Annotated in this window: 10 protein-coding genes; 5 read left to right on the plus strand and 5 right to left on the minus strand. The window is 60.4% G+C overall.

Annotated elements, in window-relative coordinates; translation table 11 throughout:
• The first annotated feature begins 2 nt into the window (after window positions 1-2).
• Complete coding sequence (locus RBB49_RS17570) at window positions 3-1,703, plus strand: iron ABC transporter permease (protein ID WP_306144163.1); 1,701 nt, start codon at window positions 3-5, stop codon at window positions 1,701-1,703.
• Window positions 1,704-1,714: 11 nt separating this feature from the next.
• Here RBB49_RS17570 and RBB49_RS17575 read toward each other — a convergent pair whose 3' ends face one another.
• Both RBB49_RS17575 and RBB49_RS17580 read right to left on the minus strand, forming a co-directional pair.
• On the minus strand, window positions 1,715-2,770 hold the full coding sequence (locus tag RBB49_RS17575; protein ID WP_306144164.1) for an ABC transporter ATP-binding protein: 1,056 nt from the start codon (window positions 2,768-2,770) through the stop codon (window positions 1,715-1,717).
• Between the two features lie 57 nt (window positions 2,771-2,827).
• The gene (locus RBB49_RS17580) at window positions 2,828-3,745 is read right to left on the minus strand and encodes a phosphotransferase (RefSeq protein WP_306144165.1); all 918 of its coding nucleotides are present in this window, start codon (window positions 3,743-3,745) and stop codon (window positions 2,828-2,830) included.
• A gap of 254 nt (window positions 3,746-3,999) precedes the next feature.
• Here RBB49_RS17580 and RBB49_RS17585 point away from each other — a divergent pair, with 254 nt between their 5' ends.
• Genes RBB49_RS17585 through RBB49_RS17595 form a run of 3 tightly spaced genes read left to right on the plus strand, consistent with a single transcriptional unit; the run spans window position 4,000 to window position 9,489 of the window.
• On the plus strand, window positions 4,000-5,580 hold the full coding sequence (locus RBB49_RS17585) for a trimethylamine methyltransferase family protein (RefSeq protein ID WP_306144166.1): 1,581 nt from the start codon (window positions 4,000-4,002) through the stop codon (window positions 5,578-5,580).
• A 53-nt stretch (window positions 5,581-5,633) separates the two neighbouring features.
• On the plus strand, window positions 5,634-8,069 hold the full coding sequence (locus RBB49_RS17590) for an FAD-dependent oxidoreductase (RefSeq protein ID WP_306144167.1): 2,436 nt from the start codon (window positions 5,634-5,636) through the stop codon (window positions 8,067-8,069).
• Between the two features lie 43 nt (window positions 8,070-8,112).
• Entirely contained in the window at window positions 8,113-9,489 is a 1,377-nt protein-coding gene (locus tag RBB49_RS17595) for a Xaa-Pro peptidase family protein (RefSeq protein ID WP_306144168.1), read from the plus strand.
• 21 nt (window positions 9,490-9,510) lie between these two features.
• Here RBB49_RS17595 and RBB49_RS17600 read toward each other — a convergent pair whose 3' ends face one another.
• The 3 genes from RBB49_RS17600 to RBB49_RS17610 form a co-directional block, all read right to left on the minus strand.
• Window positions 9,511-9,816, minus strand: coding sequence for a hypothetical protein (locus RBB49_RS17600; protein WP_306144169.1), 306 nt, complete (start codon window positions 9,814-9,816; stop codon window positions 9,511-9,513).
• Between the two features lie 147 nt (window positions 9,817-9,963).
• Complete coding sequence (locus tag RBB49_RS17605; RefSeq protein ID WP_306144170.1) at window positions 9,964-10,440, minus strand: SRPBCC family protein; 477 nt, start codon at window positions 10,438-10,440, stop codon at window positions 9,964-9,966.
• 28 nt (window positions 10,441-10,468) lie between these two features.
• Window positions 10,469-11,506, minus strand: coding sequence for a haloalkane dehalogenase (locus RBB49_RS17610; protein WP_306144171.1), 1,038 nt, complete (start codon window positions 11,504-11,506; stop codon window positions 10,469-10,471).
• A gap of 146 nt (window positions 11,507-11,652) precedes the next feature.
• On the opposite strand from RBB49_RS17610, the gene RBB49_RS17615 reads away from it, so the two are divergent.
• Window positions 11,653-12,534, plus strand: a complete 882-nt coding sequence (locus RBB49_RS17615; RefSeq protein ID WP_306144172.1) for a LysR family transcriptional regulator — start codon at window positions 11,653-11,655, stop codon at window positions 12,532-12,534.
• Window position 12,535 lies beyond the last annotated feature (1 nt).

The following is a 12,535-nucleotide window of genomic DNA, read 5'->3' on the forward strand; positions in this document are numbered from 1 at the left end:
CATTGCAAACGTCTTTACCGTCTGAAAAAGCAACTCTGGTCGCGCTCGTCGCGGGCGCGACGGCGGTCTGCGGCCTGCCGCTTCTCCTGCTATTCAGGACCGGCCTGACCGGAGAAACAGGACTGGACCTCGCACCATTGCTCGAAGCGATGCAGAACCGCTCCGTGCAACGTGCCCTCTGGAACTCCATTGAAAGCAGTTTCCTCTCGGCGCTCGTGGCGACTGTTCTCGGGACCTTGCTCGCGCTTCTCGTCGGCCTGACCGACCTCCGGGCGAAGGGACTTCTGGTTTTTCTCTTGCTCTTGCCGATGATGATTCCGCCGCACGTGACGGCGATTGCATGGATCCAGGCGCTCGGACCGGCAAGCCCGGTCCTGCGCTGGCTTGGCATGGCCCCGGAACTCGGGTCCACGCATCCGCTTTATTCGCGCGAGGGTCTCGTGCTGCTGCTTTCGCTCCAGCACAGCCCGCTCGTTTTCCTGCTGGTCCGGGCGGCGCTCAGATCGTTTCCGCGCGAGTTGTCGGACGCGGCCCGCATCTCCGGTGCCGGGACCTGGACCCTTTTGCGCCGGATCACGCTGCCTCTCCTTGGCCCTTCCCTGCTTGCTGGCTTTGCCCTCGCCTTTGTCTCCGCGCTCGGCAACTTCGGCATCAACGCGCTCATCGGCATTCCGGCACGCTATACGACGCTGCCCGTGCTGGTCTGGCGCCGCCTTGCAAGTTTCGGCCCGGACATCCTGCCGAATGTCGCGGTCATTTCCGTCATCCTCGCACTCGTGGCCCTGGTGGCGATCATGATCCAGAGCCTTCTGCAAAAGCGCATGCGCGCCAGCCTGATCGGACTGCCGCAGGACCCGCTTGCAATTTCTCTCGGGCGGAAAAGACCTTTCGTGGAAGCGCTTCTGTGGAGTTTCGTTGCCCTTGTGCTGCTGCTGCCGGCAGCATCCCTGATCGCGACGTCCCTGGTCAGGACCTATGGACTGCCGCTCGGGCTGGACACGTTGACACTGGAGAATTTCGTGGAAGTCATCTGGCGTCAGTCGGTCACGTTGAGGGCCTTTGCGAACTCCACGCTGATTGCCAGCACTGCGGCCGTTATCATCGCGGTGGCAAGCCTGTTGCTCGGCTATTTTCTGACACACAGGAACGGAGGTCATCGCCGATGGGCAGAACTTGCGCTGACCCAGTCCGAAATCGCGTTTGCAGTGCCGGGGCTGGTGATGTCGATCGCTTTCATCCTGGCGTTCATTCGCCCGCTTCCGATCCTCGATGTCTCGCTCTACGGCACCTTGTGGATCATTCTGATCGCCTATGTCTCCGTTTTTCTGGCCGTTGGCCTGAAGCCGGTTCTGGCCGCCTTCCTGCAGATGGACGGGTCCCTGGAAGATGCTGCGCGGGTGTCCGGAGCCGGGTTCTTCACTCGGATCAGGCGCATTTTCAGCCCGTTGGCAGCCCCTTCCGCCGCTTCCGGTGCCATTCTGGTTTTTTTGACGGCCTACAACGAAGTCACGGTCTCCGCCCTCCTGTGGTCGACAGGCAACGAAACCATCGGAACGACCATCTTCAACTACGAAGACGGCGGCTACACGACGCTGGCTGCCGCCATGTCGGTGGTCGTCGTTGTGGCCACTCTGGCGATCATGCTGACAATGAACGCGCTCTCAAAGCGGGTTCCGGCGGGAACCATCCCCTGGAAGGACTGAAACCTGCGACATCATGGGCTCGGCTCCGGAATGACCCAACTCCGCGTAACGGCAAGACGCAGAACGTCGCCCTTGTCCGCCTTTCGATGCAGCGTCAGAAGCAGCGGGGCTTCGATGCCATCGACATCCACGAACACGTCCCAGGACCCGCCCCGATAGACCGTGCGGACAACCGTTCCTTCCAGATCCGGGTGCTCGACATCCGGGACAAGATGTTCGGGGCGGATGAGCAAAGTTGCATGTCCGACATTTGTTCCAGCCGCACATTCCGATAAAATTGAGCCGCGGCCCAGCGACACCTTTGCCGTATCGCCCATCGCATCATCGAGCCGCACCGGCACCAGGCTGCTGCGTCCGATAAACCCGGCCACACGCCGTGAGTTCGGCCGGCGGTAAATCGCGTCAGGCTCGTCAACCTGCAGGATCTCTCCGTCCCACATCACGGCAACCTTGTCGGCAAGCGCCATTGCCTCACGCTGGTCATGGGTGATGAACAGGGTCGTGGCACCGCTTGCCTTGTGGAAGGCAGCCAGTTCTTCCTCCATGACACCGCGCAAGTGCGGATCGAGATTGGCGAGCGGCTCATCCATCAGAACGGTTTCTGCGCCCTGGGCGAGACAGCGGGCGAGCGCCACCCGTTGACGCTGCCCCCCGGAAAGCTCCGCCGGCTTGCGGCCCGCGAAAGCAGTCAGCGACACCGTCTCAAGACAATCCGAAACCCGGGAAGACACGTTGCTGCGGTTTTGCCCTGCCGTTTCAAGCGGAAAGGCGACATTGCCGGCAACACTCATATGCGGCCAAAGCGCATAGGACTGGAACACAACGCCGACCCGCCGGTGCTCCGGAGCCACGTGGAAACCATCGTAGGCAACGTCACTGCCGCCAAGCGCGATGCGTCCCGCATCGATCGGTTCAAGTCCGGCTATGGACCGCAACAGGGTCGATTTCCCACACCCCGAAGGCCCCAGAACGACAAAGAAAGTCCCGCTCTCAATGGACAGGGAAACCTTGTTGAGAGCCCTGTGCGGGCCGAAGGACTTTGAAACAGTGGAAACCGAAATGGACATGCCCTGCGTTAGCCCCTGTCCATGACAGCGAGATTACACGGCAAACTTTTCGAAACGCTATTTGCTTCTGAGCCTGAGCAGCAGATCGACTTCTTCTTCCAGCGCCCGGCCATAGGCGCGGGCCGCCGGTGCATTGGTCTGGCCGAGCGTTTCATGCCGGAAAAGGCAATAGGCCGCCAGCCGCCAGTGATAGGCGCCCCGCTCTTCCAGGAACCTTTCGGCGGTCTCCTGATTTGGATAGTGCTTCAGGAACATCTCCTCCGCATAGGCGACCAGGGGATGCAAACCGTAGAGCTTGAGAAGACCCGGTGACACGAACCCGGCAATGTCCTCGACCGGATCACCGTAGCCGGCGAACTGCCAGTCGATCATGCGGGCGCCGTCCGCGGTCGACTGGATTGTCCCTAGGCAGAAGCTGCGATGCACCAGGGTGCGCCTGACTTTGCGGCGGGGAACGGCTTCGCCACTCGGCCTCAGCCGTTTGAGGTTCACCGCCTTGCGGCTGTCCGGGATGGCAGCCAGCATCGCGTCTCCGTTCTCAAGCACCTCGTGGTACCCGGCCGGCACTTCCTGGTGCCCGGGCACCGGCTCCTTGAGTTCGGCAATCCGGCCGATCAGCTCGGCCGCTTCGCCGACATCGATCTGATCTGTGACCGGCGGGCCATAGCCATAGACCAGTAACGGAGTGCCAGCGGGGCTTTGAGTGTAGGTCTCCAGCGCAGGCGCAAGGTCATATCTGGCGAGGAAACTCAGCGCTTCGGCTTCCTGGTCAGGCAAGGTCGGATAAAGCGGGTTGATTTCCGCGCCTGGAAAAAACTCCTTCACCACGAAGATCCGTTCCGGCGTGTCGAGACGCCAGAAACGGCTGGTGTAGTTGACCGGAAGCGGACGCAGCCGCGCGCTGCCCCAGTCCTTGACCGGCAACACGCCTTTCAGGAAGGCAAGAAGATCTGAATCGGAAAGCCGTTCGTTCACGCCAGTTGGATCCACATTCAATTTGACTGACCTCTGATCGCTTTGAAGCTACAATTCGTCAAGCTGAAGTTTCACAGAAGCCTGTTGATGGGACCATCACCTGCTCCGACATGTCGGAGTTGAGGCAGAGACCGTCGCTCTGAGACTGCCCGGAAAAACAAGGCTCTCCGCTAAAGTCGGTCCATCCTGCGATTTTGTCGGCCTCGCCCCAAGGCGGCGCGGGACCTGCAAATCGAGAAACAATGGCGGATCGGATGACAGAGGACCTTGGCACGCTTGCCGTGAATGAAACAGCCCCCCTTAGGCGCGGTCGCCGTCGCAGAGGTGGCGGTGAAAAGGCGGGACCGGATCTCTTCCCTCAGAAGCCCTTCAGGCAGCCCCGGCATATTTTCAAACCCATCGAAGCAATCTCCGCTGACGAACTCGAATCGATCCACGATGCCTCCATGCGGGTTCTGGAGGAAATCGGTATGGACTTCCTCCACGAGGAGGCGAAGGAAATGCTCAAGGCGGCCGGTGCCGACGTGAAGCCGGGCGAGGACCGCGTTCGCATGGATCGCGCCATGGTCGAGGAACTCGTCGCCAAAGCGCCAGCCGAATTCACCCTGCGTGCCCGCAATCGGAACCACGACCTGCAGATCGGTGGCGATGCCATTGTGTTCTCCTGCGTCGCCAGCACGCCCAATGTCGTTGACCGCGACGGCGGCCGCAGGCCCGGCAACCGGGAGGACTTCCAGAAGCTCCTGAAGCTCGGCCAGTTCTTCAACATCATTCACGCACCGCTCGGCTATCCCGTCGAACCCGTGGATCTTCACGCCTCGATCCGGCATTTGGACTGCATCGCCGACGCAATCCGCCTGACCGACAAGGCGCTGCATCTTTATTCCCTCGGCAAGGAACGCAATCACGACGGCATCGAACTTGCCCGGATCGCGAACGGTCTCACGCCCGAACAACTGATCGACACCCCGTGCACACTGACGGTGATCAACACGTCTTCCCCTTTGCGTCTCGATACACCCATGCTTCAGGGTATCATCGAGATGGCCAGGGCTGGTCAGGTGTCCGTCGTCACGCCGTTCACGCTCGCCGGCGCGATGGCACCCGTTACCGTTGCGGGGGCACTGACCCTGCAAAATGCGGAAGCACTGGCGGGCATTGCCTTCGCGCAGCTCGTGCGACCGGGCGCACCCGTTGTTTATGGCGGCTTCACCTCGAATGTCGACATGAAGTCCGGCGCGCCGGCTTTCGGCACCCCGGAATACATGAAAGCCGCCCTTGTCAGCGGGCAATTGGCGCGACGTTACAAGCTGCCGTTCCGGTCTTCCGGCGTCTGCGCCGCCAACACGGTCGATTATCAGGCCGCTCTTGAAACGACGCTGTCGGAATGGGGTGCGATCAACGGCGGCGGCAATCTGATCAAGCATGCCGCCGGCTGGCTTGAAGGCGGTCTCAGCGCCGGCTTCGAGAAGTTCATTGCCGATATCGACCTTCTGCAGAAGATCGCAGAGTACCTGACCCCTCTGGATGTCTCCGAAGCATCGCTTGCCGTCGATGCGATCAAGGACGTGGGACCGGCAGGGCATTTCTTCGGAACCGAGCACACGCAGGCCCGCTACAAGGACGCGTTCTACCCGCCGATCGTGTCCGACTGGCGCAATTACGAAACATGGGCAGAGGCGGGCAGCCCGATCGCCTATGACAAGGCCAACATGCTCTACAAGAAAGCCCTTGAAGCTTATGAGCAGCCTGCCCTCGATCCTGCGATCGACGAGGAAATCACGGCCTTTGTCGACCGGCGAAAGGCCGAAGGCGGCGTTCCCACCGACTTTTAGATCATCCCCTTGAAGACCCTGCCGCATCCTGGCGGTCAGTCCGGAGCAAACGCATGAAAACTCACACTCAGGTCGTTGTCATTGGTGGCGGCGTTGTCGGCTGCAGTGTTCTTTATCACCTCACCAAGCTGGGCTGGAAAGACGTGGTGCTGGTCGAGCGCGACGAGCTCACCTCCGGATCTTCCTGGCACGCGGCCGGAGGATTTCACACGCTGAACGGCGACCCCAACGTTGCGCAGCTGCAAAGCTACACGGTCGATCTCTACAAGGAGCTGGAAGAGATTTCCGGTCAGTCCTGCAGCCTGCATCTGACCGGCGGCGTGATGCTCGCGGACACGCCCGAGCGCATGGACTTTCTGCGCCTTGCCCAGGCCAAGGGCCGCTATCTGGGCATGGAACTGGAACTGATTTCCGTTCTGGAAGCCAAGGCCATGTTCCCGATGCTCGACGAAAAACACTTCATCGGCGCGCTCTGGGATCCGATCGAGGGTCATCTGGATCCATCAGGCACGACCCACGCCTACGCCAAGGCCGCACGCGTGAATGGCGCGACGATCTACCGGCACACCAAGGTGGAAGAACTGGTGCAGACGCCGGACGGCACCTGGGATGTCGTCACGGGCAAGGGCACGATCCGGGCGGATCATGTCGTCAATGCCGGCGGCCTGTGGGCCCGCGAATGCGGCCGCATGGTCGGCCTTGAACTGCCGATCCTCGCCATGGAACACATGTACCTGCTGACCGACGAAATGCCGGAAGTGGTTGCCCACAACGAAGCAACCGGCAAGGAACTGATCGGCATCCTGGACTTCGGCGGCGAGATCTATACGCGCCAGGAAGGCAAGGGCATGCTGCTGGGCACCTACGAGCAGAACTGCCGCCCGTGGAGCCCGCGCGAGACCCCGTGGGATTTCGGCCACGAACTGCTTGCCCCGGACCTTGACCGCATCGCACCGGAGCTTGAAGTCGGCTTTGAACACTTCCCGGCGCTGCAGACGGCGGGAATCAAGCAGATCATCAACGGCCCCTTCACCTTCGCACCCGACGGCAATCCGCTTGTCGGGCCGGTCCGGGGCCTTCAGAACTATTGGGTCGCCTGCGGTGTGATGGCCGGGTTCAGCCAGGGCGGCGGTGTCGGACTGACGCTGGCAAACTGGATGATAAACGGTGATCCGGGATACGACATCTGGGGCATGGATGTCGCGCGCTACGGCGACTGGGCAACGCTCTCCTATACCAATGCCAAGGTGCAGGAAAACTATCGCCGCCGGTTCCGCATCCGTTTCCCGAACGAGGAACTTCCGGCCGGCCGGCCGCATCAGACGACCCCGCTCTTCGATCGCATGCTGGCGCAGGGCGCTGTCATGGGCGACAGCTGGGCGCTCGAAACACCGCTATGGTTCGCACCGGAGGGCGTGGAGGCTCGAGACATTTTCTCCTTCCACCGGTCGAACGATTTCGAACATGTCGGGGCGGAATGCCGGGCGGTGCGCGAAAGTGTCGGCATCACCGAAATCGCGAATTTCGCGAAATACGAGATCAGCGGTCCGGGTGCGGAAGACTACCTGTCCTACCTGATGACCAACACCATGCCGAAGGTCGGCCGGATCGTGCTGACGCCGATGCTCAACGAGAACGGCAAGCTGATTGGCGACTTCACCATCGCGCGCGCCTCCGATGAAACATTCTACATGTTCGGGTCCTCGCAGGCCGAGGTCTATCACATGCGCTGGTTCGAGAAACACCTGCCGCAGGATGGCTCGGTGACGCTCAGGGCGATCAATCTTGGCTGGGTGGGCCTTTCCATTGCCGGTCCGAACGCACGCAAGGTCCTTGAAAAAGTAACCGGCGAAGACGTCTCGGGCGCAGCCTTCCGCTTCATGGATTTCCGCGAAATGGACGTCGCCAATGCGCCGTGCAAGGTCAACCGGATTACCTATACCGGCGACCTCGGTTACGAGATCTGGATGACGCCGGAATATGAACGCCAGGTCTATGAGGCCCTGATGGCGGCCGGGGCCGAATTCGGCATCCGGAACTTCGGCATGCGCGCGCTTCTGTCCCTGCGGCTTGAAAAGAACTTCGGCACCTGGTTCCGCGAGTTCCGCCCGATCTACGGACCTTATGAGGCCGATCTCGGGCGTTTCGTGAAACTGTCGAAAAACCGCTTCATCGGTCAGGAAGCCGCCCGCACCGAATTCGAGGAAGGTCCGCAAAAGCGCCGGGTCAGCTTCGAAGTCGCCGCGTCCGATGCGGATGTCATGGGCGACGAACCGGTCTGGCACAACGGCGAGGTCATCGGCTGGATAACTTCCGGCGGTTATGCGCACTGGGTCGGGAAATCCCTGGCCCAGGGATACATCCCCGCCGGGCTTGCCGAAAAAACCGGCGAAGGTGCGTTCGAAGTCGAAATCCTGGGTGAAATGTGCAAGGCAACCATCCTTCCCGATCCTCCGTTCGATCCGAAGGCGGAGCGCATGCGCATGTAACTCACGGCAACGGCCAGCAACACAGGGAGGAGGTGTCAGCGCCATGAACACGGAACATTTTGGCCGCCACAGGCGGAAGATCATGCCGGCCGAGCTGCCGCTTCACCCTGGTGACGCTGCAGGCTACGAGGCCCTTGCCGCCTATGCCAACGAGAAGGCAACCGCACTCAACCGGCACGTCCTGGGCTATGGCGACCTCGCGGAGGCCGAATGGGCAACGCTTGGCCTTGAGGCACCTGACCTTGACGCCATGCGCGCATACCGGCTCGGGCGCATCCGGCAGCAACTGGAAAAATACGATCTCAGCGCCGCAATTCTCTGCGACCCGCTGAACGTCCGCTACGCGACAGATGCGACCAACATGCAGGTCTGGTCGACACACAACGCCGTCCGCTACACGTTTGTTGCCCTCGACGGACCCGTCGTTGCGTTCGATTTCCACCACTGCGAACACCTGTCCGGGCACAACCTTTTGGTTGACGAGGTCCGTCACGGTATTCCCTGGTTCTACTTCGAAGCCGGTCCCCGCTCTGCAGAGCTGGCGCTGAAATGGGCGGACGAACTCGCGGACCTGGTGAAGACCTATGGCGGTGGCAACCATCGCATCGCCCTGGACAAGGCCCGCCGTGAAGGCGTTGCCGCGTTAGAGGCGCATGGCCTGGAATTCCATGACGGTGAAGAGGTCATGGAACTGGCTCGTTCGATCAAGAGCGGCGACGAAATCAAGGCGATGCGCCGTTCGATTGCCTCCTGCGAAGCCGCCATGCGGGAAATGGAAGACGCGCTTGTCCCCGGCATGACGGAATGGGATCTGTGGGCGCTGCTTCACGCGGGCAATATCAGGAGAGGCGGCGAATGGATCGAAACCCAGCTTCTGGCCTCCGGCCCGCGCACGAACCCCTGGTTCCAGGAAGCATCGTCGCGTGTGATTGAGGACGGTGATCTCGTCGCATTCGATACGGATCTCGTTGGGCCCTATGGCATGTGTTGCGATATTTCCAGAACGTGGCTTTGCGGCGACGGGACCCCAACCAACGAACAGCGGTGTCTTTACCAGATGGCCTATGACCAGATCGAGGCCAATATCGGCATGCTCGCGCCCGGCCGCACCTTCCGGGAACTTTCTCATGAAGCCGTAAGCCTCCAGGACGATTGCCTAGCAAACCGGTATTCCGTGCTCTTTCACGGTGTCGGCCTGTGCGATGAATACCCGGCGGTGCCCTACCCGTCAGACTGGGAGAGCGGAGGCTATGACGGCAGCCTTGAGCCCGGAATGGTAGTCTGTGTTGAGAGTTATGTCGGCCGGCACGGCGGCCATGAGGGCGTGAAGCTCGAAGAACAGCTCCTGATCACCGACACGGGATACGAGCGTCTCAGCACCTATCCCTATGACGAGCGATTGCTGGGCCGTTCAGCGTAACGGCCCGGCAATCAGGTCTTGTTACTTCACGCGCAGGATTTTCGAACCAAGCCCGCGGACGTAGTCGTCCTGACTGAAGACGACGACATTCGTCTCGCGAACCTCGGTCAACCTGAGATCAAGCGGTGTCTTGCCCTCCGGGTTGACAATCACCTTGCGGGTCGGCGGCAGGCCTCGGAAAACCAGCACACCGGCTTCCTTGGTGACGATCGCTCCGTAGGGCTCGTCGTGCACAATCCGGGTCGTGCCGCTTTCGGCAAATGCAGCGGTTGACAGAACCGCAAGCAGACCTGCTGCAGCAACGGCTGATCTGAAAATCGTTTTCATGACGCACTCACTGTTAATTATTGAGTTACCGAGAATCGTAACTCTTTGTTAACTTTTGCGCCAGCATTTCAGCCGAATTCACCAGAAAAGTGTGTCACCAAGAAAGAACATCGTTAACGAATGTCTTAAAATGACACACTTTAATACTCATGCGGCAGCTTTTGGATGTACTTCGACACCTTGTTCAACAAAGCGGGCATTTGCCGAAAGCAGATCCGAAAGGCCTTTTCTGAATTGCGACTTCATCAACGGGGTCATCAACCATCCGATAGGTCCGAATTTCGGCGTGAAACTGATGCGCATGGTGACGCGGCTCCGGTCGGATGAGAGCGCCGCGAAGTCCAGTGTCACGATCGCTTTCTTGAGAGGCAGGTTGGCATCGAAGATATCGACCACGATATGCTCCTCCGGCTGATAGCCGATGATCCTTTCCTTCAGATAGGTCTTCCCGTCAATGTGCCTGCAGACCCGCTCCGCTCCCATTCCGGTCGGTGCGCTCCGGGGAAGGAGCGGCGACTGGTTGATGACCGGATTGAACCGGTAGATCTCGTCGAAACTGTCCCAGCTCCGCCAGAGATCGGCCAGAGGGGCATTCACGTCCTGGCTGACGACCACTTCCGCCATTTTTTGCTCTCCTTGATTTTGAACGAAGTCAGATCCGGCGCAGCCAGTCGGCAATGCCCTGACCGATGACATGCGGATGATCTTCTTGCAGAAAATGCGATCCCGCCCCGACAAAGCGTGCTTCAATGTTCGGCACGTTCGCGCTCAGATAGTCAGCGACGGGTTTGGGCATCAGCGCACCCGGCTCTGCATAGAACATCAGTTTGGGGATCCGGCTCGACAACAGCCATTCGCCGTTCAGCCTGACCTCTTCGACGACGTCGGCAGGCTTGCCTTCGATGGGCACTTCACGCGGCCACGCCAGAACCGGCTTGCGGCTCTCGGGCGTTGGAAAGGGCCTGCGGTAATGATCCATCTCCGCCTCTGACATGGTGCGCACGACGCCCATTTGCGGCAGCACGAATTCCACGAAGAAATTCTGGTTGAGAACCATGTCGGCGCCCTTGTCGCTGTGCATCAGCCGGAAGAAATCCGCAAGCGGCCCGGGCATGTCGTCGAACGATGCGACCGGCAGCACCGGCGGCACGATCGCTTCCAGGAACACCAACCCGGATATTTGTTCAGGATTCAGCCTCGCATAGCGCATGCCGAGCGCAGAGCCCCAGTCATGGACCACCAGGATCGCATCACTCAGATCAAGTTGATCCAGAAACGTGTCCAGATACCGCGCGTGATCTGCGAACCTGTAGTCGCTGTCCGGCTTGCCGCTGTCACCCATCCCGATCAGATCGGGTGCGATGGCCCGGTATCCTTCCGGAACGTGCGGAATGATGTTGCGCCACAGATACGACGACGTCGGATTGCCGTGGAGAAACACCACGGGGCGGCCCTCACCCTCATCGACATAAGCGATGCTCGAATCAAGAACCGGCATGTCTTTCTTTTCGAAAGGAAAAGCGGTGCCGATCGGCACGCCGTAAGGCGCTGCGGGATCGGAGCCGAGCGTTTTTTCAGCCTGCTGCGCGGCAACCGGAAGGGCGGGCAACAGCGCCAGGGCGGCTCCTCCTGTTGCTGCACCCTTTAACAGCGCCCGCCGTCCAAGGCCGGTTTTTGGTTCATCAGTCATTCTCGATCCACCTTTGTCAGTTGCCCGAAAGCGCGCTCGCAGCGCGTCTGGGATTGAATGTGGCGGATTGATTTTTGAATGGAATACACCCAAATACACCAGAGCGGATCAAAAACGATCCGCAATGCCGCAACAGGGGACGCTGAATGAAACGCGAGCTTGACTGGGACCACGTACGTACATTTCTCGTGGCAGTACGCACAGGCAGTTTCCGGCAAGCGGCCGAGAAACTCGGCGTCAATCACGGCACCGTGCACAGGGCCATTTCCGCACTCGAAAACAGTCTGGGAACGCGCGTGTTCGACCGGACGACGAGCGGCCTGCAATTGACGCAGTCGGGCGAGGCGCTGATCGAACCTGCGGAGGAAATGGAAACCCAGGCCAACACGATCACCCGGAAACTGTCAGGCCTCGATCTGGAGCCGGCGGGAACCGTTCGCCTCAGCCTGCCCCCTGCCCTGTCGCACGGATTGCTGGCGGACATGCTGTGCGGGTTTTCCGAACGCTTTCCCGAAATTTCGGTGCGCACGATCTCAACCAACCGCGTCTCCGACCTGCAGCGCCTTGAGACCGATATCTCCCTGCGGGTCGCGCGAAACGTCGATGAAGATGTGCTCGGGCGAAAACTTCTGACTTTTGTGCAGGCCGTCTACGCCTCACCCGAATATCTCAGAACCCATAAGGATCTGATTGCCACGAAAGGAAGGGGCGCACACTGGATTGCCTGGAGTGAGTTTCAGGACTGGATTGCCGACAGCCCGTTCCCGGACGCAACCGTCCGCCATGTTCTTCCCGAGGTCTCCATGCAGATCGAGGCGGCAGCAAAACACCTGGGACTGATCAAGATCCCGGCCTTCACCGGCGACGCGGATCCGCGCATCGTGCGTGTTCCGGAGGTGCCGCTACAGCCGGGATACCCCGTCTGGCTGCTGTATCACCGGGATCTGCGCCGCGTGGCGAGGGTGCGCGCTTTCGTCGATTTCGCGATCGACTATTTTTCCAGGAATGAGCGGTTGTTTAGCGAATAAG

Origin of the sequence: Roseibium sp. MMSF_3412 (genome assembly GCF_030733265.1) — a bacterium.
Classification (GTDB): domain Bacteria; phylum Pseudomonadota; class Alphaproteobacteria; order Rhizobiales; family Stappiaceae; genus Roseibium.

Excerpts from the sequence above, each read along its gene's own strand:
- RBB49_RS17575 (WP_306144164.1), bottom strand. The coding sequence starts at position 2,770 with ATGTCCATTTCGGTTTCCACTGTTTCAAAGTCCTTCGGCCCGCACAGG.
- RBB49_RS17595 (WP_306144168.1), top strand. The coding sequence starts at position 8,113 with ATGAACACGGAACATTTTGGCCGCCACAGGCGGAAGATCATGCCGGCC.
- RBB49_RS17605 (WP_306144170.1), bottom strand. The coding sequence starts at position 10,440 with ATGGCGGAAGTGGTCGTCAGCCAGGACGTGAATGCCCCTCTGGCCGAT.
- RBB49_RS17590 (WP_306144167.1), top strand. The coding sequence starts at position 5,634 with ATGAAAACTCACACTCAGGTCGTTGTCATTGGTGGCGGCGTTGTCGGC.
- RBB49_RS17610 (WP_306144171.1), bottom strand. The coding sequence starts at position 11,506 with ATGACTGATGAACCAAAAACCGGCCTTGGACGGCGGGCGCTGTTAAAG.
- RBB49_RS17615 (WP_306144172.1), top strand. The coding sequence starts at position 11,653 with ATGAAACGCGAGCTTGACTGGGACCACGTACGTACATTTCTCGTGGCA.
- RBB49_RS17585 (WP_306144166.1), top strand. The coding sequence starts at position 4,000 with ATGACAGAGGACCTTGGCACGCTTGCCGTGAATGAAACAGCCCCCCTT.
- RBB49_RS17600 (WP_306144169.1), bottom strand. The coding sequence starts at position 9,816 with ATGAAAACGATTTTCAGATCAGCCGTTGCTGCAGCAGGTCTGCTTGCG.